This window comes from Variovorax gracilis (assembly GCF_030317115.1).
Classification (GTDB): domain Bacteria; phylum Pseudomonadota; class Gammaproteobacteria; order Burkholderiales; family Burkholderiaceae_C; genus Variovorax; species Variovorax gracilis.
In genome coordinates, this window is record NZ_JASZYF010000004.1 from 110676 (window position 1) to 133146 (window position 22471).

The window sequence follows — 22471 nt, forward strand, 5'->3', positions numbered from 1 at the left end:
ATGGGCGAGCCGTGGGGGTGGGTTCTAATCCCTCCCCATGAGCCTCCACTTTTCGCCCGAAGAAGACCTGCGCGTCGCCCACGCGCTGGCCGATGGGGCGGCAGCGCATTCGCTGCGCCTCTTCCGCACCCCGCTCGACATCATCGCCAAGGCCGACGAAAGCCCGGTCACGCAGGCCGACCGCGCCGCCGAGACCGCGATGCGCGAGATCCTCACCGCCGAACGCCCGGCCGACGGCATCTTCGGCGAGGAACATGGCCAGGAGCGCATCGACTCTGAGCGCATCTGGGTGCTCGACCCCATCGACGGCACGCGCAGCTTCATCACCGGCTCGCCGCTGTGGGGCACGCTGATCGCGCTGGTTCGCGGCGGCCGTGTCGAGCTGGGCATGGTCGACATGCCGGTGCTCGGCGAGCGTTGGATCGGCCAGGCCGGCATCGGCGCGCAGCGCAACGGGCAGCCCGTGCGCGTGCGGGACTGCAAGACGATCGCGGAGGCGCGCATCGTCACCACCTCGCCGGACATCTTCAACGCAGCCGACTGGCAGGCCTTCGACCGGCTGAGCCGCCAGTGTGCGATGCGCCGTTTCGGCGGCGACTGCTACGGCTACGCCCAACTGGCCGGCGGCACCATCGACCTGGTGGTCGAGACCGGCCTGCAGCCCTACGACTACCTCGGTCCAACCGGCTTGATCGAGGCCGCGGGCGGCGTCGTGACCGACTGGGAAGGCCGCCCGCTCGGCCTGGAAGCCAACGCGCGCGTGGTCGCGGCCGCAACCCCCGAACTTCACCGACAGGCGCTGGCCCTTCTTGCGGCCTAAACTGCACCCATGATTCGCTGGCTGATCGTCGTTGTTCTGGCCCTGGTGCTGATGAGCGGGCTCACTGCCTGGTTGCGGCGTTTCGGCTTCGGGCGGCTGCCCGGCGATTTCGAGTTTCGTGCCTTCGGGCGCGAATGGCAGCTGCCGATCGCGAGTACCGTCGTGCTCAGCATGATCGCGGCACTGATTGCACGATGGATCTGACCGGATGAGAGCCTGCGTCGATATCGGCGGCACCAAGGTGGCCGTGAGCCTTTCCGCCGACAGCGCGTCGCCGCTGATCGGTCGCCGCAGCGAGCCGACCGCCAAGACCGGGGACAACGATGCGGTCGCGGTGCAGATCATGCGGCTGGTCGACGAGATCTGTGCGGAGCAGCACATCGACAGCGCCACGATCGATCGCGTCGGTGTGTCGTCCGCCGGCCCTTTCGAACTGCGCGACGGCCTCGTCGAACTCGCCACCCCCAACATCTGCGGCGGCATCGCCGGCCCCGCGCGCGGCCTTCCCAACGAGTGGATGACCGCGCTGCTGGAAGCGCCGCTGGCACGCCGGTTCGCCCATGTGCGGGTCGAGAACGACGCCGTCGCCGCGCTCGAAGCCGAGCGGCGCTGGGGTGCGCTCCAGGGAAGCGACCACTGCGCCTACGTCACCTGGAGCACGGGCGTCGGCGTCGGGCTGTGCGTCGAAGGGCGGGTGCTGCGCGGCAAGAACGGCAATGCCGGGCACGCGGGCCACAGCTTCGTCGTCGACGGTGATGCCAATGCGTTGTGCGGCTGCGGCAACGTGGGCGACGTCGAAGGGCTGGCCGCAGGCAATGCGATCGCCCGGCGTTTCGGCCATCCCGCGGCCCACCTGTTCGCAGGCGCGGCGCGCGGCGACCCGGAAGCCCTGGCGACGACCGATGCGTTGTGCCGGGTGATGGGCCGCATGCTCTACAACCTGATCGCGACGCTGGACCTCGAGCGCATCAGCCTCGGTGGCAGCGTGTTCTGGAACAACCGCGATTTCCTTCTGCCCCGGCTGCAGGCGCAGATCGACGGCAAGCTCACGGCGCTCACCCGTGGCGCGGTGCTCGTGCCCGCTGGTTTGGGCGACACGGTCGGCGACTACGGCGCACTGGCCCTGCTGGACTGAGGCCGGCTCAGGCCGCCTTGCGTTCCGGCGTGGTGTCCTTGGGCTGCGCCGCGGTGCATTCCCCGACGATCGCCCCCAGCCTTCGCAGGCCCGCATCGATCGCATCGTCGTAAGGCCAGCCGCAGTTGATGCGCAGGAAGTGGTCGAAGCGCGAGGAGTTGGAAAAGAGAGTCCCCGGCGCCACCAGGATCCGCTCGCGCAGGGCGGCATCGAACACCGTGGCAGATGACAGCCGCTCCGGCAGTTCCACCCATAGTTGCAGGCCGCCGGGCGGCAGGTTCAGCCGCGTACCGGCAGGAAAGTGCGCCGCAATCGCATCTGCCGTGCGCTCGCGCTGCACCTGAAGCCGTTCGCGCAGGCGGCGCAAATGCCGGTCGTAGGCGCCGGTGCCCATGTACTCGCCGGCCGCGCATTGCGCGAGTTCCTCGTTGCTGCGCGTCTGGGTGTACTTGAGCATCTCGACCCGCCCGTGCCAGCGGCCGGCCGAGATCCAGCCGAGCCGCAGCCCTGGCGCCAGCACCTTGTGCAGCGAGGCGCAGTGGATCACGTTGCCCGTGCGGTCCCATGACTTGACCGCCCGCGGCGGCGCATCGGCATCGAGCAGTTCGCTGTAGGTATCGTCCTCGATGAGCGCGATGGCGTGCCGCTCGCACAGTTCCACCAGCCGCTGCTTGTGAGCGTCGGGCATCACGCTGCCCAGCGGGTTCTGCAGATGCGGCACGACGACCACCGCCTTGATGTGGCCGTAGGCCTCGATCGCCATCTCCAGCGCCTCGACCGACAGGCCGGTCTGCGGGCTGGTCGGGATCTCGAGCGCGCGCATGCCCAGGCTTTCGAGCACCTGGAGCAAGCCGTAGAAGGTCGGCGATTCGACGGCCACCGTGTCGCCCGGCTGGGCCACTGCGCGCAACGCGAGGTTCAGGGCCTCGATGCAGCCGTTGGTCACCAGCACTTCTTCAGGCGCGAGGGTCATGCCCACGCGCAGGCCGCGCCGCGCTGCGGCTTCGCGCAAGGGCGTGCGGGCGCGCGAAGGCGCCGCCGTGGTCAGCAGGTTGGGTCGCTGACGCAGCATGCGCACCATGACGGCGCGCAGGGCTTCTGCGGGATAAAGCTCCGGTGCGCCGCGTGCCATCGAAAAGTCGACTTGCACCTCGCCTTGGCGCCGGCGGGCCACGAAGTCCGAGACCTTGGAGTGAATGCCGACGTACTGCGCCGGGTCGGGCGCCACATCGGCGACGGGTTCGTCCATGGTCGCGATCGCGAGCCGGCGCGGCCGCCGCACGAAGTAGCCCGAGCGGTCGCGCGCTTCCACCCAGCCTTCGCTTTCCAGGGCGCGGCAGAACTGCAGCGCGGTCGAGAGACTGATGCCGTGCTGGCGCATCAGGCTGCGCAGCGAGGGCAGCTTGTCACCTGGCTTGAGCGAGCCCGCCCGGATCGCGTCCAGGTAGTGCGTGGCCAGTTGCCGGTAGAGCGGTGGCGAGTCCATGCGGTCGATGCTCCCCCAGCCGGAGCGGCGAAAACAGATGCAGATAGAAGGAAAAAGACCATAACAGATGCATCTGTGGCGCGACTGTTATGCCTGCAAATGCCCATTGTTGTGCCTGTTTTCAAGACAGTCGACTGCCTACGATGAAGTCATCCCGACCAGTCCAAAGAGGTGTTCCGATGACGACCGAGCTTCCTGAAATCACATGCCTTCAACCGGGCCAGAGCCTGCGCGTGGCCGTCGACGCGGGCTCCGCGCTGCTCGTCGCGCGAGGCTGCGTGAGCGTGGTGTCGCCGCCCTCGTGGTTCGGCGAGACGGTGTTCACCGCCAGGGCCACGCTGGACGAGGGCGAGGTCTACGTGTCCGAGCATGGCGGCTGGGTGGAGGTCTCGGCCCTGTCGCCCGCGCAGGTGCGCGGCCTGCCCCGCGCCGCGACCGTGGCGCCGACGGCCCCTTCCCGCATCGCGCGGCTCGTGCAACTCCTCGTCGGCAACGCGGCCTGACGGAGCGTGTGAACTGCGTCACATCGGGGACGCGAACTGCTTACTCGTCGCCAGCGAGGTCAGTGCCTACATTCAGGGTCATGGGGCGCGTGAACCTGCCGGGCGCCCCGGACCCAAGTGGAGCCCGCTCATGACCCGCTTCTTCGTTCACGTGATCTACCTCATCTCCGTGGTGGCTGCCGTCGCGGCGCTGCTGAACCCGAGTGCGGCTGCCGCGGCCGATCGGGTCTACCTGAGCCGGGCCGACATCGAAGCCGGCCTGGTCGGCAAGCCGGTGATGTCGAAGAACCTGTCGAGCGGCTCGATGTCGCACTGGGAATTTCGTTCTGACGGCACCGTCGAGGCCAGCCGTACGGGGCTCGGACGGGCATCGGGCACCTGGGTGATCCATGACGACGGACGGATGTGCGTCACGATGGTGAATCGCACGGTGTGCCGTTACTGGTTCCGCACCGCGACTTCGCTGGCCAACGCCGACACGATGTCGCCGGATGCGCCGACCGTTGCGGAAGTCCGCTTCGACTAGCGCGCGACGGCGCGCTGCGGTCTGAAGGCCGGCAACAGTTCCCCGTCATCCTCCAGGGCATCCGTCGCTTGACTGAGAGCTAGCCGTCAACATTCAACTTCCGTTCACGACCGCGCACGCAGCCTTTATGGCACGGCGATGCTCGTCGGATAGCGCATCGAGACTGTTGAGATACGCACGGTCCACCGACTCACAACGCACGTGCACTGACGCACCATCGGAACCATCGGCGGGCTTGGCGTAGGCGGCAAACAACTCCTCTGCGCAGCGTAGCGCCGCCATTAACTGGGCCCCATCGAAAAGGCGACCGTCCATCGCGAAATGGAAGCCCCCCGAGGCCGGGTGGGATGCTAGGGGTGCCGCAGGCAGAGATGTGCTGAGAAGATCGAGAGCCGGATCGGCCGTCATGATTTTTCCTCTCAAAGGAGAGCTACCGAGGAGTAAGCATCAAATTGTCAAATCAATCATCAATTGGGAGATGAATTGACGCATGAAGACAGATCGTTCGCGTGCCAATCTCATCCCAACCTCCGTCATCATTTCATCTTCTAAGCGCAATAGCTTCTCGTGAAAATGACTTACGACGGATGATGTTTCACGGCATATCGACCGCGTGCGGATCGGCCGCTTTTAGGCGACCCCTGTGTTTACGAAGAAAAGTAGGGCGAGAATCTGAGGAAGACAGCTCGCCAGCTCTAAAGTTGATGTCCCAGCAAGTGGTGTAAGTCTTCCTTCACTCGCTGCGCGGCAAGGCGCGTAGGGCGTAGCCCGAAGCGGCTTGCCGCGCAGCGACCGCTCTCTTCGGGGGGGCCATCGTGAAGACCGGATAAGTTTGAGGTGCGACCCACCAAACTTGTCTTGAAGGAAATCACGATGACCAACCCAACTATGGCATTGGCCGAGCTCGCTGAGAAGGGAGCCGATGTCGACGTCCTGCGCCAGATGGTGCAGTTCATGGCCCAACGCCTCATGGAACTCGATGTCGAAGGACGCTGTGGCGCCGCCTACGATGAGAAGAATCCCGAGCGCCTCAACAGCCGCAATGGCTACCGCGAGCGCACCTGGGACACCCGAGCCGGCAGTGTCGAGCTGAAGATTCCCAGGTTGCGCCAAGGCAGCTACTTCCCCGAGTTCCTCGAGCCTCGGCGCACCGCAGAGAAGGCGCTCACGGCCGTCATCCAGGAGGCCTACGTGCAAGGCATCTCCACCCGTTCGGTGGACGACCTGGTCAAGTCGCTTGGCATGAGCGGCGTCTCCAAGAGCCAGGTCAGCCGGTTGTGCGGGGAGCTCGACGAGCGCGTCAACGCCTTCCTTGGAAGGCAGATCGAGGGCGACTGGCCCTACCTGTGGATCGATGCCACCTACGTGAAGACGCGCGAAGCCGGGCGCATCGTGAGCGTGGCCGTCATAGTGGCTGTCGGCGTGAACACCGACGGCCAGCGCGAGGTGCTGGGCTTGAAGGTCGGGGCCTCCGAGGCCGAGCCGTTCTGGACCGAGTTCCTGCGCAGCCTGAACCGCCGGGGCCTTCGCGGTGTGAAGCTTGTGATCAGCGACAGCCACGAGGGCATCAAGGCAGCGGCTGCGAAGGTGCTCAAGGCCACCTGGCAGCGTTGCCGGGTGCACTTCATGCGAAACGCTCTGGCGCACGCCGGCAAGACGCAGCGGCGCATGGTCTCGGCTGCCATCGGAACCGTGTTCGTTCAGGACTCGGCCGATGCAGCTCGAACGCAATGGCGATCTGTTGCCGATCAACTCCGAGACAAGTTCCCCAAGCTCGGCACCCTGATGGACGACGCGGAGAACGACGTGCTGGCCTTCATGACCTTCCCGCGAGCGCACTGGACGCAGATCTACAGCACAAACCCATTGGAGCGGCTGAACGCGGAGATCAAGCGGCGCACGAACGTCGTGGGCATCTTCCCCAACGACGCCTCGATCACGCGCCTTGTCGGAGCAATGATGCTCGAGCAGAACGACGAGTGGTCGCTCAACCGGCGCTACATGCAGTTGGAGGGCCTGCAGACCCTCAGCGATACTGCACCCACTCGGCTGTCCGCAGTGGCACGCTGAGTACCGTGCATCTCAGCCCTGTCCGGGCTGAAGACTTACACCATGCGCTGGGACGTGACCGCTCTAAATCAATTCGCGGCCGAATAGCCGAGCGTTCTCGGCGCTCAACGACTGCCTCTTAGCCCAATAGCGCGCCCATGGGTCTTCCGTCTGGAACGACAGGTGCTCGCACGCCGTCGCGATCGTTCATTGAGAACCGCTCATGAGCTTGGCTAAGGAGACTCTGATCAGGCGCTGATTTCAGGCTGAACGCGCGCGAGTCATGCCCTCTGGCCTGCAATCGATGTGGATTTGGCTCTGGTCGGGTCTGTGGGCGCGCAATAGTGCCCATCCAGGCGCACCTAGGCCCGAAGGGCATCCAGTAGTGGTCGGCGGACGATGAGAGGTTGATCAAGCTGGCGACCACGAACAGGCGGTTGCCGCTCTTGGCCAGCGCTGGGGTAGTGTGGCTCGATCAGCGCACACAACTGCGCCCACGGCACAACGCGATCCATCTCGGCCAGAAAGGCCGCGCGCTTGGTCGTCTTGCCGTACTGATCGAACCCACCGCGAACCAACCTGATCTGCTTTATCCGCAGTCGCCTACTGCGCATCAAATCTCACAGCGGTGGACTTGATCAGAGGCTCCCTAGCGCTCGCGCACGCTCTCCGCCTCGCGCAGCGCATTCAGAAAGCCTTCCCGCCACCAGTGCACATCCTGCTCGCGAATGCGCGCCAGCAGCTTCTGGTGGCGCTCGCGGCGTTCGTCCAGCGGCATCTGCAGTGCCTGCTGCACCGTCTCCGCCGTGCCGTGCGTGTCGTAGGGGTTCACCAGCAGCGCCTCCCTCAATTGCTCGGCAGCGCCTGCAAAGCGTGACAGCACCAACACCCCCGGGTCCGCGGGGTCCTGCGCCGCGATGTATTCCTTCGCGACCAGGTTCATGCCGTCACGCAGCGGCGTGACGAGGCCGACGGCGGCCGCGCGACACAGGCCCGGCACGCGTTTGCGCGCCACCATGCGGTGGATGTAGCGCACCGGCATCCAGTCGAGTTCGCCGTAGTCGCCGTTGATGGCGCCGCACAGCGATTCGAGTTCGCGCCGGATGTCTGCATAGGCATCGACCGTCTCGCGCGTCGGCGATGCGATCTGGATCAGCGTCGCGCTGCGGCGGTTCTCGGGGTAGTTGGCGAGCAGCTCGCGGAACGAGCGCACCCGCTGCGGGATGCCCTTTGAATAGTCGAGCCGGTCGATGCCCAGCAGCAGGCGGCGGCTCGAGTATTCGCGCCGCATGGTCTCGAACATGTCGCGCGATTCCTTGGCGTGCGTGAGCGCGGCGAACTCGTCGACGTCGATGCCGATCGGGAAGGCGTTGCAGCGCACCGTCTGGCCGTAGGCGCGATAGCGCTGGTCGCCCAGGCTCTCGCCGTGAGCCTCGTTCTGCACGTAGTGCTCGAAGTGCTGCACGTCCTGGCGGGACTGGAAGCCGATCAGGTCATAGGCGAAGAGCGAGCGCATCAGCCACTCGTGCTGCGGGATCGCCGCCATGATGATCTGCGGCGGCAGCGGAATGTGCAGGAAGAAGCCGATGCGCTGCCTGCACCCCATCGCACGCAGTTCGGCCGCCAACGGGATCAGGTGGTAGTCGTGCACCCAGATGATGTCGTCTTCCTGGAGCAGCGGCATCAGCTTGCGGGCGAAGAGCTGGTTCACGCGCCGGTAGCCGCCGATGAAGGCGGCCTCGAAATGCGCGAGATCCAGCCGGTCGTGGAACACCGGCCAGAGGACGTCGTTGCTGTAGCCGAGGTAGTAGCTGTCGTGGTCGTCGCGGCTCAGGTCGATGGTCGCGAGCGTGACCTTGCCGGCCTGCTGCTTGTGCATCTCGCCTTCGCCGGTGGGTCCTTCCTCGACGATGGCACCGCTCCAGCCGAACCACAGGCCGCCGCTTTGCTGCAGGCTTTCGCCGAGCGCGACGGCGAGTCCGCCCGCAGCGGGCTTCCGCGGATCGGCCACGCGGTTCGAAACCACGACCAGCCGGCTCATATGCAGGAGTCCCAGGGCGCGGAAAGTCTCACCGCGGCATTGATGATGCCCACCATCGAATAGGTCTGCGGAAAGTTGCCCCACATCTCGCCGGTGACGGGGTGCGTGTCCTCGGAAAGCAGTCCGAGCGGATTGCGCGCCGCGAGCATGGTCTCGAAGATCTGCCGCGCCTCGGCCTTGCGGCCGATCTTGGCCAGCGCATCGATGCGCCAGAAGGTGCAGATGTTGAAGGCCGTTTCGGGCTTGCCGAAGTCGTCGGCGGCTTCGTAGCGCCGCATGTACGGTCCGTCGCAGAGCGACTTCTCCATCGCCTCGACGGTGGAGACGAAGCGCGGGTCGCGCGCGTCGATCAGGCCCACTTCGACCATCAGCAGGATGCTCGCGTCGAGTTCGTGGCCGCCGAAGCTCTCGGCGAAGGCCTGGCGCTCCTCGCACCAGGACTTGGCGAGGATCTCCTCCCGCATGCGCGACGAGTGCCCGTGCCAGTAGGCCGCGCGCTCCGCCAGACCGAGCGTGCGGGCGATCTTCGCAAGGCGGTCGCAGGCGGCCCAGCTCATCAACGCCGAGCTGGTGTGCACCCGGGCGCGTGTGCGCAGCTCCCACATGCCGGCGTCCGGCGTTCCATAGACGCGGATCGCCTGCTCCCCGACGGCCTCCAGGTATGGAAACTCCGCCTCGCCGCCCCGGCTCAGCAACCGGTGATCGTGAAAGGCCTGCGCCGCGCCGAGCACGATGTTGCCGTAGACGTCATGCTGGAAGTGCTCCTGCGCCTGGTTGCCCACGCGCACGGGTCCCATGCCGCGGTAGCCGCTGAGCCCTTCGACCAAGGATTCCGGCAGGTCGCCTTCCAGCCCGATGCCGTAGAGCGGCTGGATGTGTTCGCCGCGCGAGCCGATCACCACGTTGGACAGCCATCGGAGGTAATCCTCCATCGTTCCCACTTCCGAGAGGCTGTTGAGCGCGCGCACCACGAAGAAGGCATCGCGAAGCCAGCAGTAGCGGTAGTCCCAGTTGCGCTGGCTGCCCGGCGCCTCGGGGATGCTGGTGGTCATCGCGGCGACGATCGCGCCGGTGTCTTCGTAGAGCGAGAGCTTGAGCGTGATGGCCGCGCGGATCACCGCCTCCTGGTACTCGAAGGGGATCGCGAGCCGCTTGCTCCAGGTGCGCCAGTAGGCGATGGTCTCCTGCTCGAAATGCCTGGCTGTGTCGGCGATGCCGTCGGTGAGCGTCTCGTCCGCACCCAGCACGAAGTTGTATTCGCGCGAGAGGACGAAGGGCTGGTGCGAAAGGATGTGCGAAACCGATGCGTCGGTGTTCAGCCGCAAGGTGAACTCGGGCCCCACGAAGCGGATATGGTTGCTGCCGCGCGTGATGGTCGGGGCCGTGGCGCCCCACTGGAAGCGCGGCATGAGCGTGACGCGGATGCGTGGCGTGCCCTTGATCGGTTTCACGCGGCGCACCATCGTGAGCGGCCGGAAGTAGCGCGAGCGGCTGTGGAAGCGTGGTGCCAGGTCGGTGATCTCGATGCCCTGACCCGCCGAATCGAAGAGCTGGGTACGCAGCACGGCCGTGTTCGGCTCGTACCACTGCCTGGACGATGCGAAGTCCTCGATCTCGATCGCCCAGGCGCTTGCATCCTCGCCCGTGTGCAGCAGCGCGTTGAAGACGGGGTCGCCGTCGAAGCGCGGCAGGCAACTCCACACGACGCGGCCGCGCTCGTCGACCAGGGCGCTGTAGGCGCAGTTGCCGATGACGCCGACGTTGAGCGAGGCCTTGGCCGGCGAACCGAAGCCGGTTCGCGCCGAGGGGTCGGTGATGGCCTCGGGATGCGTGCGCGGCTTGTCGCTGGCGCTTGCCGCGCCCGCGATGGACTGGCCGGCGCGGTCTTCAGGCGCGTCGACCTCTTTCTGGACAGTGCTCATTCCGGCTTCCTCGGGGTTGCGGGCGGCGGTGCAGCGAGCAAGTCTCGCGCCGCCACCAGCCATTCGAACACCGCACGCGGTGAATCGAGCCGGTGCAGCGCCAGGCTGGGCCCGGAGCCCACCTTGATCGCCACGCCGCCGCGCGGCTGCACGATGGCGAAGCCGCTTTCATCGGTGGTGTCGTCGCCGGCAAACACGGGAACGCGGCCCGCGAAGGGCGCTTCGCGCAGGAAAGCGTCGATGGCGACGCCCTTGTTGATGCCCGCAGGCTTGACCTCGAACACGAACTTGCCGTGCAGCAACTCGAACTGCGGCTGGCCGTCGATCGCGCGCGTCATGGCATCGCGGCACACGGCCTCGAGTTGCGGCGCAAGCCGGTAGTGCAGCGCGATGGCGGCGTGCTTGCGCTCGACCAGCAGCCCTTCGTAGACGCGGGCGAGCTCGTTCGCAGCTGCAAGCACCGCCGTGAGATCGAGTGCGCGCTGCTCCTGCATGCGGCCTTCGGCGTCTCGGCGCTGCACGCCGTGCTCGCCGGCGGCCGGCAGGCGCAGGGGTGCGAGAAAGCGGTCGAGCACGTCGATCTGCCGGCCGGAGACGACCGCCAGCGCGCCGCCCAGCAGATCGTGCAGGTCGCCGAGCAGCGGGACCATGGCGGCGGGGACGTGGACGGCCTCCGGCGTCTCGGCGATCGCCACCAGCGTGCCGTCGAAGTCGAGGAACAGGGCCGCGTCGGGCGTGAGTCGGGGGGGCGTCTGCAGCATGGAGGGAAAACCATAGCAGACTCGCGCCGCGCGGCGCGTCGGCCAAAGCCGTCAATCCACCTTCAAGAGGAGGGTTGCAAGGCTGCGTTCACCGCGGCAACGCGCGCGCGGGCGATGGCCTCGCCGATCTTCGGTCCTGACGCGCCGGCCTCTTTCGCCTCGCGAGCGATGGGTTCGGTGGCGACGGACTGCGCGGCGGCCAGGGCCGAGAGCAGGCGCGTGCGCTGCGGATAAGGCGCATCTTCGAGGCCGAGGCGGCCCCGAGCATCGCATTCGCAGGCCAGCAGCGCCTCGTCGAATCGCTCCGGCTTGCGGAAGGCATCGCAGCGCTCCAGCAGGCGGACGACCGCCGCGGCGTTGAGCTCGCTGCTGCGGTGGATGTTGCCGTGCTCGCGTGCCACCACGTCGGCGAGCTCGCGGACATCGACGGGCACGCGCCAGCGGTCGCACAGTGCGCGCAGCAGCTTCGCGCTGCGCTGCTCGTGGCCGATGTGGCGCGGCAGTACGTCGGCCGGCGTCGTGCCCTTGCCCAGGTCGTGCACCAGGCAGGCGAAGCGCACCGCCAGCGGCGCGTGAAGGTGCGCTGCCATGTCGAGCACCATCATCAGGTGTACGCCGGTATCGACTTCGGGGTGATGGGCTTCCGGCTGGGGCACGCCCCAGAGGCGGTCGACCTCGGGCAGCAGCACGGCCAGCGCGCCGCATTGGCGCAGCAGGTCGAACATGCGCGAGGGCTTGACTTCCATCAGGCCGCGCGCGAGTTCCTGCCAGACGCGCTCGGGTACCAGCGCATCGGCTTCGCCGGCCTCGACCATCTCGCGCATCAGCACCATCGTTTCGGGCGCGACCTGGAAGTCGGCGAAGCGCGCGGCGAAACGCGCCACGCGGAGGATGCGCACCGGGTCTTCGCGGAAAGCGTCGGTCACGTGGCGCAGCTGCCTCTGCTGCAGGTCACGCTGGCCGTGGAAGGGGTCGATCAGGTCGGCCGGGTCCAGGTCGAGGCGGTCGGACGCGTTGATCCGTGCCTCGGGCAGCGCGATGGCGTTGATGGTCAGATCGCGCCGGGCGAGGTCCTGTTCGAGCGTGACGTCCGGCGCCGCATGGACGATGAAGCCGCGGTAGCCCGGCGCGCTCTTGCGCTCGGTGCGCGCCAGCGCGTACTCCTCGCGGGTTTCGGGGTGCAGGAAGACGGGGAAGTCGCGCCCCACGGGGAGGAAGCCGCGCGCCACCATCTGTTCGGGTGTGGCGCCGACCACGACCCAGTCGTGGTCGCTGCCCGGCAGTCCCAGCAGCACATCGCGGATCGCGCCGCCGACGAGATAGGTTTGCATGGGCGCAGTGTAGGGCGGCGAGACGTCGCCGCAGCTCCTGCGCCCGGGGCCGGCTCAGCGCTCCAGCCGGTACGGTTCGTCCATGAGGACGAAGTCCTTCTCCACCAGTGCTTCGGCAATCCAGGCCTTGACGCCCGGCAATGCCAGCACGCGCTCGATATAGGCCGAGATCGCGGCAGGCACCGGCAGGGCGAAGGTCTTGATGCGCGTGCAGACAGGCGCAAAGTAGGCGTCGGCGATGCTGAATTCGCCGAAGAGCATCGGCCCGCCATGGGCATCGAGCAGGCCGCTCCACAACTGCACGATGCGGTCGAGGTCGGCGCGCACGGCGGGCTGGTCCCGGAGGATCAGCCGGCCTTGCTGGCTCAGGTCGGCTTCGAGGTTCATGCCGCAGTGGCTGCGCAGCGCGCGGAAGCCCGCGTGCATCTCGGCGCATGCGCTGCGTGCCTGCGCGCGCCGGGCCTTGTCGGCGGGCCAGAGCTTCTTGTCGGGATGCGTCTCGGCAAGGTATTCGCAGATGGCGAGCGTGTCATAGACGACGATGTCGCCGTCCTGCAGCACCGGCACCGTGCCCGTCGGATTGATCGGCAGGATGGTGTGCTTGAACTTCGAGTGCTCGTCGAAGGAGTCGAAGCGCACCATCACTTCCTCGAAGGAGATGCCGGCCTGCTTCAGGAGCACCCAGGGTCGCATCGACCAGGACGAGTAGTTCTTGTTGCCGATGTAGAGCTTGATCATGCGGGCCTCTCGGAAGTGATGCAAAGCCTTCGATCCTAGCGGCGGCGACCCGGGCGATTGATGCGATCGGGGACCGGAATTGATGCTCAGCGCGGAGGGGCGTCGTCCGGGTGGGTGATCACCCGCTGCGGCGGCGCTTCCGGTGCTGGCGGGCCGACCAGCCGCTCGATGAGCGACACCAGCCGAGGCACGAGCGCCAGGACCGCCAGAGCCAGCAGGGCGCTGAGCACAGCAGTCACTTCGCGCCCGAGTCCGCAGGCCATGCCGATCGCTGCGGTCATCCAGAGGCCGGCGGCGGTGGTCAGGCCCTGCACGTTCTGCTCGTCCTTGCCCTGCTTGAGGATGGTGCCGGCACACAGGAAGCCCACGCCTGCCACGAGGCCCTGGATGACCCGGCTCATGTCGGCCGGCTGGATGCCGGCTTGCTGCGGCACGAGCACGAAGAGGGCCGAGCCGATCGCGACCAGCATGTGGGTGCGCACGCCCGCAGCCTTGCCCTGATGCTCGCGCTCGAAGCCGAGCATGAAGCCCAGGATCGCGGCCAGCAGCAGGCGCACGAGGATGCGCAGCACTTGCGGGAGGTCGGGAACGTCGGAGAACTCGGCAGCGAGCACCTCGGTGGTCGCGGCCCAGACTGATGCGGCCATGCTTGGGCGGGAAGTGAGGAGGGCAGCAGTGTGGCCCGTGCACCGCGCGGCCGACTGTAGGACAAGGACGCCGGCTGCGGACGATCAGCGGGGCGGGGCGTCGGCGGAGGGCGGTCCGGCCAGGTCCAACGTACGCGGCAGCGCGGGGCGGCTGCCGTGCCAGCGGCGCACGGCGCGCTGGAAGAACATGCTGTTGGGGATCTTCAGCGTCGTGCCTTCCTGGGCGCTGCCGCTTTCCTCCAGCGTGGTGTAGACGAGGTTGATGTCCAGCACGCGGCCCTTGAGGCCGGGCTTATCTCCGTTTTCGAGCACTTCGACCGTGTCGCCGGGCCAGAACATTCGCGTGGTGTAGATCAGCATGGCGCAGAAGATGTTCGACAGCACGCTCCAGGCGGCGAAGAAGGCCACCGCGCCGACAGCGGCAAAGCTCGTGAAGGCGGTCCACAGCACGCCGCCCGAGACGCCCAGCCGTTCCAGGCCCCACAGCACTGCGCCGCCATAGATCAGGAAGGCGGCCGTGCGGCGTGTGATCTGGGCGACGTTGCCGGGCATGGCGTAGCCCGCGGTCACGCGCAGGATCAGGCGGCGGACGAAGCGATACACCAGCCAGGCCGCCAGCAGGATCAGCGCCACCTGTGCCAAGGGGATGGCGATGTCCAGCGTTTCGTTGGCCCAGTCGGGCAGCCGGGCGCGCAGGTTCTGCAGGATGCGGCTCAGGGCAGGTCCTTGTTGGGTTCCGGCTCCGCGGAGTCACGCGGGCCCACGCGTCCCAGGCGGTCCTTGAGCGACTGCGGCCGGCCCGAGATCAGCGCTGCATAGTTGGTCGTGTTCGCGAGCACCTTCTTGACGTAGTCGCGCGTCTCGGTGAAGGGCACGTTCTCGGCCCAGATCGCCGCGTCCATCACCGGCCCGTTGCGCCAGTTGCGCGGCCGGCCCGGGCCGGCGTTGTAGGCGGCGGCGGCCAGCGCCATCGAGCCGTCGAAATCGTCGAGCGCGAGCTTCAGGTAATTGGTGCCGATGGTGATGTTGGTTTCGCGGTCATTGATCTGGCCGGGCGTGAAGTCGGCCATGCCGATCTTCTTGGCGGTCCAGCGCGCGGTGGCGGGCATCACCTGCATGAGCCCGGAAGCGCCGACGCCGGAGCGCGCGTCCATGATGAAGCGACTTTCCTGGCGGATCAGGCCGTAGACGTAGGCCGGGTCGAGCCCGATCTCCTGGCTCTTGCGCACCACGGTGTCCCGGAAGGGCATCGGGAAGCGCTGGTCGATGTCGATCACGCCCTTGGTGCGTTCGCTGGTATTGATGCAGCGGTCCCACACCTCGCGCTGGCAGGCGAGGTCGGCGGCGGCGAGCAGTTCGCGGTCGCCCATGCCGCCCTTGTCGTGCAGGTTGGTCGAGTAGTTCCACTCGCGCGTGCCTTCGGGCCGCAGGCCGATGGAGATGGCGTACAGCGCGCGCTGCAACGACGGGTTGTTGCGTGCGGCCGCCTTCTCCTCGGGCGTGAGCGGATCGGGGCGGGTCGGCACGGCGGCGCGCTGGCCCAGTTCCTCGAGGGCCAGCAATTCGTAGAAGCCGCGCGTGCCTGCAATGCCTTCGTACAGCGTGCGGGCTTCGGCGCGGCGATCGTCACCGCCGACGGCCGTCAGTGCGCGGCCCCGCCAGTAGACCCAGGTGGGATCGAGCTGCTGGACTTCGCTCATCGCGTCGATGGCGGCCAGCACCTGCTTCCATGCACCGGCGCGCAGGGCGGCACGCGCCTTCCAGGAGAGCATGTCGTCCGACAGATCGCCGATCTTCGTCACATTCGCGAAGTAGGTGTTGGCCATCGGCGAGAGCTTGGTGGCGAACTGCCGGCCGATGGCGCCCCAGAGCCAGTTGCGCTCCTCGGCGGAGAGCATCGTGCCCCATTTGCTTTCGAGCTGGGAGGCGGCCATCTCCGGATCGGCGACGGTCATCTTGATGAGCGCGAGCACCACCAGCTCCCGGCGCGACTTGGCGACGGCAAAGCCACGGCCGGCCAGGAACTTGGCGGGACTGGCGTTCATCTCGTCGAACATCGGGATCGAATCCGGCGCCACGAGCATCACCGCCGCGCGGGCGGCCTGCGGGCGGTTGGCCTCGATGGAGAGGCGCGCCTTCTTCCAGGCGTCGTTGGGCGACATCAGGCGCGCGCCGATCATGCGGTCGGCGGCGGTCAGGCAGCCGTCGTCGAGCTCGCGCTGGCCGAGCCAGTTGCGGCGCACCTCGTCGGCCTGCGCCTGGGTGGCGCTGCCGTTGCGCAGCGTGTCGATCAGGATCGCGTAGCAGCGCACCTGCACGTCGTCGTTCATGCGATACGCCGGGTGCAGGGTCATGAAGCTGTCCCAGTCGCGGCGCTGGCCAGCGAGCAGCAGCCAGTCGTTGCGCAGGCGGTCTTCCTGGTAGGTGCCGGCGTAGCGCGCGAGGAATTCCTGCACCTCCTGGGGGCTCGTCTCCGCCAGCCGGGCCTTCAGTTCCCAGTAAGCGGCCCAGGGTTCGAGCGTGTGGCCGCGTGCTTGCGGCAGCAGGGCTGTGAGACGGGCCTTGTCGCCGCGCTGGGCGGCCTGCTTCATCTGCAGCAGCACGTCGTCGTTGCCGTTCTGCGCGCGGGCAGGCTGGAGCATGGCTGCAGCCGCCAGAACGAGCGAAAGAGACAGGGTGGAAAAGGAGGCGCGGGGCTGGTGGCGCGCGGGTGCCAAAATGCTTGCGAACTGCATCGGGGGATTATGGACAAGTCAAAGGGTGCCGACACCTCGGCAACTGCCACATTTCTCAAGGGCCAAGTGCGTGCCGCGCTGATCGAACAGCGGCTCGCCATGCCCGACCGTCTCGCGCGCGCCGACCTGCTGCAGCGCGTGATGCGCATCTGGCTGGTCGGGCGTCCGGACACGGTGATCGGCGCCTACTGGCCGATCAAGGGTGAATTCGATCCGCTGCCCGCGCTGCACCGCTGGAAAGAGGACGGCGAACTGCTCGACGAGCCGCACCGCCGGCGCATCGGACTGCCGGTGGTCGACCGGGTGCACAAGACCCTGACCTTCCACTCCTGGTATCCCGGATGCCCGATGGAAAACGACGCCTTCGACATCCCGAAGCCGAAGGACACGGAACTGATCGTGCCGACGCTGCTGTTCGTGCCCTGCCTGGGCTACAGCGCGGGGGGGTATCGGCTCGGCTACGGCGGCGGTTTCTACGACCGCACGCTCGCGGCGCTGGAGCCGCGGCCTTTCACGGTGGGGCTGGGCTTCGCGAACGGGCTCGTCCACGACTTCGAGCCGGAGGCGCATGACGTGCCGCTGGACGCCATCCTCAACGACGACGGCGTCGTCTGGCCGAGGGGGTGAGCAAACTCGCCCCCAGGCTTGCTCACTTCGTGTAGCCGCCTACCCCCTGCCGGGGGCAACACCCCCGAATGGGCTCCGGTGCTGCGGGGGCTTCAATCCATCTGGTCGATGGTGTCGGGATCGGGCACCTCGCCGATGGTCTCCCGCGTCGTCATGGCCTGGCTCAGCAGCCATTCGTTGAAGGCCTGGATTTCGGGGCGCTGGGCGCTGCGCGGGCCGGTGATGAGCCAGTAGGCCATGGGTGAATCCATGCGGTAGTGCGGCAGCACTTCCACCAGGTCGCCATTGGCCAGGCTTTCCGCGATGAGCGAACTGCGCGCGAGCACGACGCCCTGGCCGGTGAGCGCGGCCTGGACCATCTGGTAGGCGTAGTTGAAATACAGCCAGCGCCGCGGCTGGGCGCGCGACAGGTTGTTCACCTCGAACCAGCGGCGCCAGGTCAGCCATTCGAGATGCGTGCGATGCGCGTCGCCGGCCTCGATCAGCGTGAAGCCGGCGATGTCTGCCGGCCCCTTGATCTGCGGGTTGCTCTTGATCAGCCACGGGCTGGCCACCGGCGTGATCGTCTCGCCGAAGAGCCGCATCGCCCCGGGCGGCATGTTCTCGCGCGGGCCGTAGCGCAGGGCGATGTCGACGTCCGCGATGTCCAGGTCCAGCGCCGCGTCGCTGGCGTCGATGCGGATGTCGATCTCGGGGTTGTCGCGCTGGAAGGCCTCCAGCCGCGGGATCAGCCACATCGAGGCGAAGGAAGCGAAGGTGGTCAGCGACACGCTCTTGCGCCCCGCGTTCTGGCGGATCAGGCGCACCGCGCCGTCGATGCGCGGCAGCGACTGCTGGACCGCCAGCAGCAGCTGCGCACCGGCGCTCGTCACCTCGACCGCCCGCGTGTGGCGCAGGAACAGCGGCACGCCGACTTCTTCTTCCAGGGACTGGATCTGGCGACTGACGGCGGATTGCGTGAGAGCCATTTCCTCTGCAGCCGCCCGAAAGTTCAGGTGGCGGGCGACCGCCTCGAACGCACGCAGATGGCCGGCGGAGATCGGTCGAGAACGGAGGTGGGTTTGCGAATGGAGCATGTCGGAGGGACTGGAGCGGCCAGGCGATTGATGCGAAACCGGAATCAGTAGGCTACCGCGTTTTCATTGGACTGCCAACGAGGCCGGGCGGATCATTCATTCCCGAAGCGCGCCATTTGCGCACTTTCAAATCCCTCCCAGGAGTCCACCATGTCAGCCGTCTGCACCACTTCCTCGCTTCCCTCCGTTGCACTGGCCCGTCCGGCCGCCGTGCCGCCGGCAGTGCGCCGCGGTGCATGGCAGCTCGACGCCGGTCACGCGATCAGTCTCAGGGCTTCCAGCGCCAGCGTCATGCGCATCCGGCAGGGCCGGGTGTGGGTCACCCGCGATGCGACCGCGAACTCGGGCAGCGAGGATCTCGTCCTGGCCCCGGGTGAATCGCTGGTCGTTGCTGCCGGCGAACGCATCGTGATGGAGCCGTGGGACGGCAACGGCGCGACCTACACGTGGGATGCCGTCGCGGTCGCCCGCGCGGCCTGAATTCAGCCTGCGATGTCGAACCGGGGCCGCAGCGCCAGGAAGCGCTGCAGAGCCTCGGCCCCTTGCATGGCGTGGACATCGGCCAGGTCGTCGCGTTCCTCCACCTCCGCAAAGCCCATCTCGAAGCGCTGGTAGCGGCGCTGCAGAAGCGAACCCTCGTACAGCACGCGCACGTCCGCATGGCGCGGATCGGCCTGGAGGCGGCTCATCAGCGAGAGCACCTGTTCGCTCGGCCCCTCGAAGTGCTGGCAGAAGCGCGCACCGTCGAACACCAGCAAGCCCGTGATCCCGGTCTCCGCATTGCGGGCCCTCGCCCGGGTCACGATCTGGCCGACCACCGTGGTGGGCTGGTCGGGAGCAAGCAGGCTGGAATACAGGATTTCTTGGAGTGGCATTCGACGTTCAAGGGGAGCGTCGGCAGTTTAGGAGCGCGCAATGCGGCCGGAAATGTCAAAAGACACAGGCGTGTGGCCTATAGTGTTCAGGTGAAGTTCGAGGACTATCCGGCTCCGGTTTACCCGCCTCGCTGTGCGCATCCGTGCGACGAATGCGGGCTGCGCACGAACCCCGCCTTCCTGCCCGTGTCCGCCGCGGAAGTGCGCACCATCGAATCGTTTCGCAGCGGTACGCGCGTCGTCGAAGCCGGCCGACCCGTCATCGACGAGCAACGCGCCAGCGCCCATCTCTTCACGCTCTATTCCGGCTGGGCCTTTCGCTACAAGACACTCAGCGACGGCCGCAGGCAGATCCTCGGTTTCCTGCTGCCGGGCGATTTCATCGGCTTGCAGGACGAGTTTGCCGACGGCCAGACCCATGGCGTCGAGGCCGTGACCGGCGTCACGCTCTGCGCCTTCGACCGCGACAAGCTCTGGGACCTGTTCCACTCGCACCCCAAGCTGGGCTACGACATCACCTGGCTCGCGGCGCGCGAGGAGAAAATGGTGGACGACAACCTCGTCACCGCCGGCCGGCGCAACGCCAGCGAGCGCGTGGCGATGCTGCTGATGCACCTGTATCGCCGGGCGGAGCGTGTCGGCATGGTGCGCGACGGCTGGGCGGAGTTTCCGTTCAACCAGCAGCACATCGCGGACGCGCTGGGCCTGTCGCTGGTGCACACCAACAAGACATTGCGCCGCCTCGAGCGCCTCGGGCTGCACAAGCTCGACAGCGGATGGCTGCGCATCATGGAGCCGCGTTCGCTGGAGCGGCTGGGCGACTATTTCGAGCGCCCCATGCGACCGACGCCGCTGATCTGACGCGGGTTTGCGGACGCCATCGCTTATCGTAGGGGCCTTGCCCGGAAAAACCGCGGCTCAGCCAGACCGGCAACCGCCGGCCATTCCCATGACCGACGCCGCCCGCCTGTGAAGCTCCTTGCCCGTTTGCGCCAGATCGCCATGGTTGGCGGTGTCGAAACCTTTGGCGTGGCCGTCGGCGGCATCGCCGGCCTGCTCATCGTCAACGTGCTGCCAAAGGACCAGTACGCCGCCTACACCTTCCTTGTGGCCTGCATCACGCTCATCGCGGGCGTGACCGACCTGGGCTTGGCGCACTGCTGCCTGCCGGTCGTCGGGCAGCGCACGAACGAGGTTTCCTGGGTGGTCGGCGCCTGCCAGCAGGTCTTCCGAAAGCGCTGGGTGCTGCTGGGCGTGGGATTGGCCATCGTCACGCCTTATTGGTTCTTCACGTCCCGCGAACACGGCTGGGGCGGTGGGGGCTATCTGCTGGCGTCGGCGTTGGTGATCATGATCGTGCTCCTGTCCTTGCGGGAGCACTACGCCAACACGGTGCTGCTGATCCTGGGCCACATCTCCACCTTGAACCGGATCGGTTTCGCGTCGTACTCCGTGCGGATCGCCTTCGTCGGTGCCGTGCTGCTGCTGCCGATGACCTCGTGGTCAGTGGCCGGCATCGTGGCCGCCTCCGCCGCTGCGAGCCTGGTGAGCGTGTTGCTCTACCGAAGCGAATTCAGGTCCCGCGAGATCGCGAACACCCGGCTGGCAGGCGACGATGCCAGGCGGGTGGATGCGCAGGTGATCCAGATCGCCAAGCCCCTGGTGCTGCCGGCGATCTTCTATCAGGTGCAGGGCGTGATCACGGTGTTCCTCGTCTCGATGTTCGGCACCTCGAACATGGTGGCGGAGGTGGGGGCCTTCGGCCGGCTCGCCATGGTGCTCATCGTGGTGGATCGCGTCACCAACGTCCTGCTGTTCCCCGTCATCGCCCGCGCGCCGCAGGGTGAACGGCTGCGCCGGATGCTGCTCCAGGGGCACCTCATCTACCTGTCCCTCATGACGCTGGTGCTGCTGACCTCGATCTTCTTTCCGCAGTACTGGATCCTGCTGCTGGGCGAAAAGTACCGCAGCATGACGCCGCTGGTGTGGATGGTGTTCCTCGCGTCGATCCTGCAGAACGCGTCGGGCTTCGCCTTCCGGACGATGACGGTGCGCGGCGCAACGGCGGGTCAGACCTACAGCATCCTGGTGACGCTGGTGACGCAGGCCCTCTATCTGGCGCTCGTCGGCGTGAGCGACCTGCGTTCCGTGCTGGGCTTTGCCATCGCGACCAGCGTGGCCAACTTCGGCTACCAGTACGCGCTGCTCATCCTGCGCGGAAGAAAAATGTGACTCGCCCCCCGGGGCAGGCTAGCCGCGCTTGTAGACGCGGCCGATGGCGGCGGCGAGCTTGAGCGAGAGCTGGCGCTTGGCGAGTTCGCCGTCGGAATACACCTTGATCGGCGCATTGGCGAAGCGGTAGTACCACTTGCTGGCGGCCGTGGGCGGGCGACCGCGCAGGGCCAGGCCGATGTGGCCGCCGTGCCAGGGCTTGATCGAGCCGATGGCGTGCGAGAGGTAGTACCCGCCGGGTGCGAAATCCATGGCCTCGGGGCCAGCGGTGTTGAGAGGCGCCTCGCAGACCGTAAGGGCGAAGTTGAGGGCATCCTGATCGGTCGAGTGGAACAGGGCGGCCGACCCCCCGGCCTTCAGTTGCTTGGAGTTCGCGTTGTAGGCCACGACCAGGTCGCACAGGCGGCGCCACAAGTCCAGGAAATCCAGATGCTGGCGCGAGACGGCGATGAAGCCGGCGTTGTAGTAGCGCTCCAGCGTGCGTCGCGGCGTTGCGCCGTGCGGCTCGAAGAAGCGGTTCCACAGCAGGCGCTTGGGGTGCCGAGCCGGGAAGCACCAGTTGACGTCTTCCGCGAGCGAGATGCCGTCTTCGGTGAACCAGCCCATGAAGGCGGGCCAGTCGCATTTCACGACGATGTCCGGATCGATGTACGCGACCATGGTCGTGGCCGGCGCATGCTTCTCGAACATCTCGCGGATGAAGGTGGGCTTGTAGTACGTGAAGTGCAGCGGCGTGTCGAGTTCGATCATGCAGAGCTTCAGCGTCGGCGCGACCTGCATCTGTCCGGTGGCGCGGTCGAAGGCCGGCGAGTCCACGATCCAGCCCGGCAGTGCGCCGCGATAGCCGACCCACAGGTCGCCCGCATAGCCTGCGGCGATCAGCGAATTCGACAGGGCGGCGACGCCGAAATGGTAGTTCCCCTCGAAGAGCGTGCAGAGCGTGATGTTCATGGATGGACGAGTGAGT

The 22471-nt window shown here is 67.2% G+C and carries 23 protein-coding genes and 1 pseudogene; 10 read left to right on the forward strand and 14 right to left on the reverse strand.

The genetic code is table 11. The features are described 5' to 3' along the window. Positions 1 to 37: 37 nt before the first annotated feature. The 3 genes from hisN to QTH97_RS10390 are packed head-to-tail and all read left to right on the forward strand — an operon-like array spanning position 38 to position 1955. Entirely contained in the window at positions 38 to 820 is a 783-nt protein-coding gene (hisN, locus tag QTH97_RS10380; RefSeq protein WP_286568057.1) for a histidinol-phosphatase, read from the forward strand. Positions 821 to 829: 9 nt separating this feature from the next. Then, positions 830 to 1024: a DUF2905 domain-containing protein gene (locus QTH97_RS10385; protein ID WP_028251900.1), complete on the forward strand. Its 195-nt coding sequence runs from the start codon at positions 830 to 832 to the stop codon at positions 1022 to 1024. Positions 1025 to 1028: 4 nt separating this feature from the next. Then, a complete protein-coding gene (locus QTH97_RS10390; protein WP_286568058.1) occupies positions 1029 to 1955 on the forward strand; it encodes an ROK family protein in 927 nt (308 codons plus the stop codon). A gap of 7 nt (positions 1956 to 1962) precedes the next feature. Here the strand turns inward: QTH97_RS10390 and QTH97_RS10395 are convergent, their stop codons facing one another. Then, positions 1963 to 3441 carry an aminotransferase-like domain-containing protein gene (locus tag QTH97_RS10395; protein WP_286568059.1) on the reverse strand — a complete coding sequence of 493 codons (1479 nt, stop codon included), beginning with the start codon at positions 3439 to 3441 and terminating at the stop codon, positions 1963 to 1965. A 179-nt stretch (positions 3442 to 3620) separates the two neighbouring features. Here QTH97_RS10395 and QTH97_RS10400 point away from each other — a divergent pair, with 179 nt between their 5' ends. Continuing rightward, positions 3621 to 3944, forward strand: coding sequence for a hypothetical protein (locus QTH97_RS10400; protein ID WP_286568060.1), 324 nt, complete (start codon positions 3621 to 3623; stop codon positions 3942 to 3944). A gap of 130 nt (positions 3945 to 4074) precedes the next feature. Then, positions 4075 to 4470, forward strand: coding sequence for a hypothetical protein (locus QTH97_RS10405; protein WP_286568061.1), 396 nt, complete (start codon positions 4075 to 4077; stop codon positions 4468 to 4470). 93 nt (positions 4471 to 4563) lie between these two features. On the opposite strand, the gene QTH97_RS10410 is transcribed toward QTH97_RS10405, so the two are convergent. After that, entirely contained in the window at positions 4564 to 4878 is a 315-nt protein-coding gene (locus QTH97_RS10410; protein ID WP_286568062.1) for a hypothetical protein, read from the reverse strand. Between the two features lie 465 nt (positions 4879 to 5343). Between QTH97_RS10410 and QTH97_RS10415 the strand changes: the two genes are divergently transcribed. After that, positions 5344 to 6540 (forward strand): IS256 family transposase, encoded by a 1197-nt coding sequence (locus QTH97_RS10415; protein WP_286568063.1) that lies wholly within the window; start codon positions 5344 to 5346, stop codon positions 6538 to 6540. Between the two features lie 413 nt (positions 6541 to 6953). Here the strand turns inward: QTH97_RS10415 and QTH97_RS10420 are convergent. The 9 genes and pseudogenes from QTH97_RS10420 to QTH97_RS10460 form a co-directional block, all read right to left on the reverse strand. Then, positions 6954 to 7112, reverse strand: a pseudogene (locus QTH97_RS10420) (IS5-like element ISCARN107 family transposase); the annotation flags it as partial. A gap of 56 nt (positions 7113 to 7168) precedes the next feature. Further along, positions 7169 to 8560: an alpha,alpha-trehalose-phosphate synthase (UDP-forming) gene (gene otsA, locus QTH97_RS10425; protein WP_286568064.1), complete on the reverse strand. Its 1392-nt coding sequence runs from the start codon at positions 8558 to 8560 to the stop codon at positions 7169 to 7171. Continuing rightward, on the reverse strand, positions 8557 to 10482 hold the full coding sequence (locus tag QTH97_RS10430) for a glycoside hydrolase family 15 protein (protein WP_286568065.1): 1926 nt from the start codon (positions 10480 to 10482) through the stop codon (positions 8557 to 8559). The genes otsA and QTH97_RS10430 overlap by 4 nt, the downstream gene beginning before the upstream one ends. Further along, positions 10479 to 11243 (reverse strand): trehalose-phosphatase, encoded by a 765-nt coding sequence (gene otsB / locus QTH97_RS10435; protein ID WP_286568066.1) that lies wholly within the window; start codon positions 11241 to 11243, stop codon positions 10479 to 10481. Before otsB ends, QTH97_RS10430 begins: the two co-directional genes overlap by 4 nt. Before the next feature lie 62 nt (positions 11244 to 11305). Further along, entirely contained in the window at positions 11306 to 12574 is a 1269-nt protein-coding gene (locus tag QTH97_RS10440) for a multifunctional CCA addition/repair protein (protein WP_286568067.1), read from the reverse strand. A 54-nt stretch (positions 12575 to 12628) separates the two neighbouring features. Then, positions 12629 to 13312, reverse strand: a complete 684-nt coding sequence (locus QTH97_RS10445; protein WP_286568068.1) for a glutathione S-transferase family protein — start codon at positions 13310 to 13312, stop codon at positions 12629 to 12631. Positions 13313 to 13398: 86 nt separating this feature from the next. After that, complete coding sequence (locus QTH97_RS10450; RefSeq protein ID WP_286568069.1) at positions 13399 to 13959, reverse strand: MgtC/SapB family protein; 561 nt, start codon at positions 13957 to 13959, stop codon at positions 13399 to 13401. Positions 13960 to 14043: 84 nt separating this feature from the next. Then, the gene (locus QTH97_RS10455; RefSeq protein WP_286568312.1) at positions 14044 to 14592 is read right to left on the reverse strand and encodes a mechanosensitive ion channel family protein; all 549 of its coding nucleotides are present in this window, start codon (positions 14590 to 14592) and stop codon (positions 14044 to 14046) included. An 80-nt stretch (positions 14593 to 14672) separates the two neighbouring features. After that, entirely contained in the window at positions 14673 to 16601 is a 1929-nt protein-coding gene (locus tag QTH97_RS10460; RefSeq protein ID WP_286568070.1) for a lytic transglycosylase domain-containing protein, read from the reverse strand. Between the two features lie 102 nt (positions 16602 to 16703). On the opposite strand from QTH97_RS10460, the gene QTH97_RS10465 reads away from it, so the two are divergent. Further along, entirely contained in the window at positions 16704 to 17321 is a 618-nt protein-coding gene (locus QTH97_RS10465; protein WP_286568071.1) for a 5-formyltetrahydrofolate cyclo-ligase, read from the forward strand. A 92-nt stretch (positions 17322 to 17413) separates the two neighbouring features. Here the strand turns inward: QTH97_RS10465 and QTH97_RS10470 are convergent, their stop codons facing one another. Further along, on the reverse strand, positions 17414 to 18397 hold the full coding sequence (locus QTH97_RS10470) for a LysR substrate-binding domain-containing protein (protein ID WP_286568072.1): 984 nt from the start codon (positions 18395 to 18397) through the stop codon (positions 17414 to 17416). 150 nt (positions 18398 to 18547) lie between these two features. On the opposite strand from QTH97_RS10470, the gene QTH97_RS10475 reads away from it, so the two are divergent. Further along, the gene (locus tag QTH97_RS10475; protein WP_286568073.1) at positions 18548 to 18877 is read left to right on the forward strand and encodes a DUF2917 domain-containing protein; all 330 of its coding nucleotides are present in this window, start codon (positions 18548 to 18550) and stop codon (positions 18875 to 18877) included. A gap of 2 nt (positions 18878 to 18879) precedes the next feature. Here the strand turns inward: QTH97_RS10475 and QTH97_RS10480 are convergent, their stop codons facing one another. Beyond that, complete coding sequence (locus tag QTH97_RS10480) at positions 18880 to 19272, reverse strand: BLUF domain-containing protein (RefSeq protein ID WP_286568074.1); 393 nt, start codon at positions 19270 to 19272, stop codon at positions 18880 to 18882. 90 nt (positions 19273 to 19362) lie between these two features. Here QTH97_RS10480 and QTH97_RS10485 point away from each other — a divergent pair, with 90 nt between their 5' ends. Together QTH97_RS10485 and QTH97_RS10490 are read left to right on the forward strand one after the other, a co-directional pair. Continuing rightward, the gene (locus QTH97_RS10485; RefSeq protein WP_444813420.1) at positions 19363 to 20133 is read left to right on the forward strand and encodes a Crp/Fnr family transcriptional regulator; all 771 of its coding nucleotides are present in this window, start codon (positions 19363 to 19365) and stop codon (positions 20131 to 20133) included. Positions 20134 to 20241: 108 nt separating this feature from the next. Then, a complete protein-coding gene (locus QTH97_RS10490) occupies positions 20242 to 21504 on the forward strand; it encodes a polysaccharide biosynthesis protein (protein ID WP_286568075.1) in 1263 nt (420 codons plus the stop codon). A gap of 18 nt (positions 21505 to 21522) precedes the next feature. Here the strand turns inward: QTH97_RS10490 and QTH97_RS10495 are convergent, their stop codons facing one another. Continuing rightward, on the reverse strand, positions 21523 to 22455 hold the full coding sequence (locus tag QTH97_RS10495) for a hypothetical protein (RefSeq protein WP_286568076.1): 933 nt from the start codon (positions 22453 to 22455) through the stop codon (positions 21523 to 21525). Positions 22456 to 22471: the final 16 nt, after the last annotated feature.

Bases quoted from the DNA above. Each gene is read 5' to 3' on its own strand.
- hisN (WP_286568057.1), top strand. From the start codon at position 38: ATGAGCCTCCACTTTTCGCCCGAAGAAGACCTGCGCGTCGCCCACGCG.
- QTH97_RS10385 (WP_028251900.1), top strand. From the start codon at position 830: ATGATTCGCTGGCTGATCGTCGTTGTTCTGGCCCTGGTGCTGATGAGC.
- QTH97_RS10390 (WP_286568058.1), top strand. From the start codon at position 1,029: ATGAGAGCCTGCGTCGATATCGGCGGCACCAAGGTGGCCGTGAGCCTT.
- QTH97_RS10395 (WP_286568059.1), bottom strand. From the start codon at position 3,441: ATGGACTCGCCACCGCTCTACCGGCAACTGGCCACGCACTACCTGGAC.
- QTH97_RS10400 (WP_286568060.1), top strand. From the start codon at position 3,621: ATGACGACCGAGCTTCCTGAAATCACATGCCTTCAACCGGGCCAGAGC.
- QTH97_RS10405 (WP_286568061.1), top strand. From the start codon at position 4,075: ATGACCCGCTTCTTCGTTCACGTGATCTACCTCATCTCCGTGGTGGCT.
- QTH97_RS10410 (WP_286568062.1), bottom strand. From the start codon at position 4,878: ATGACGGCCGATCCGGCTCTCGATCTTCTCAGCACATCTCTGCCTGCG.
- QTH97_RS10415 (WP_286568063.1), top strand. From the start codon at position 5,344: ATGACCAACCCAACTATGGCATTGGCCGAGCTCGCTGAGAAGGGAGCC.
- otsA (WP_286568064.1), bottom strand. From the start codon at position 8,560: ATGAGCCGGCTGGTCGTGGTTTCGAACCGCGTGGCCGATCCGCGGAAG.
- QTH97_RS10430 (WP_286568065.1), bottom strand. From the start codon at position 10,482: ATGAGCACTGTCCAGAAAGAGGTCGACGCGCCTGAAGACCGCGCCGGC.
- otsB (WP_286568066.1), bottom strand. From the start codon at position 11,243: ATGCTGCAGACGCCCCCCCGACTCACGCCCGACGCGGCCCTGTTCCTC.
- QTH97_RS10440 (WP_286568067.1), bottom strand. From the start codon at position 12,574: ATGCAAACCTATCTCGTCGGCGGCGCGATCCGCGATGTGCTGCTGGGA.
- QTH97_RS10445 (WP_286568068.1), bottom strand. From the start codon at position 13,312: ATGATCAAGCTCTACATCGGCAACAAGAACTACTCGTCCTGGTCGATG.
- QTH97_RS10450 (WP_286568069.1), bottom strand. From the start codon at position 13,959: ATGGCCGCATCAGTCTGGGCCGCGACCACCGAGGTGCTCGCTGCCGAG.
- QTH97_RS10460 (WP_286568070.1), bottom strand. From the start codon at position 16,601: ATGCTCCAGCCTGCCCGCGCGCAGAACGGCAACGACGACGTGCTGCTG.
- QTH97_RS10465 (WP_286568071.1), top strand. From the start codon at position 16,704: ATGGACAAGTCAAAGGGTGCCGACACCTCGGCAACTGCCACATTTCTC.
- QTH97_RS10470 (WP_286568072.1), bottom strand. From the start codon at position 18,397: ATGCTCCATTCGCAAACCCACCTCCGTTCTCGACCGATCTCCGCCGGC.
- QTH97_RS10475 (WP_286568073.1), top strand. From the start codon at position 18,548: ATGTCAGCCGTCTGCACCACTTCCTCGCTTCCCTCCGTTGCACTGGCC.
- QTH97_RS10480 (WP_286568074.1), bottom strand. From the start codon at position 19,272: ATGCCACTCCAAGAAATCCTGTATTCCAGCCTGCTTGCTCCCGACCAG.
- QTH97_RS10495 (WP_286568076.1), bottom strand. From the start codon at position 22,455: ATGAACATCACGCTCTGCACGCTCTTCGAGGGGAACTACCATTTCGGC.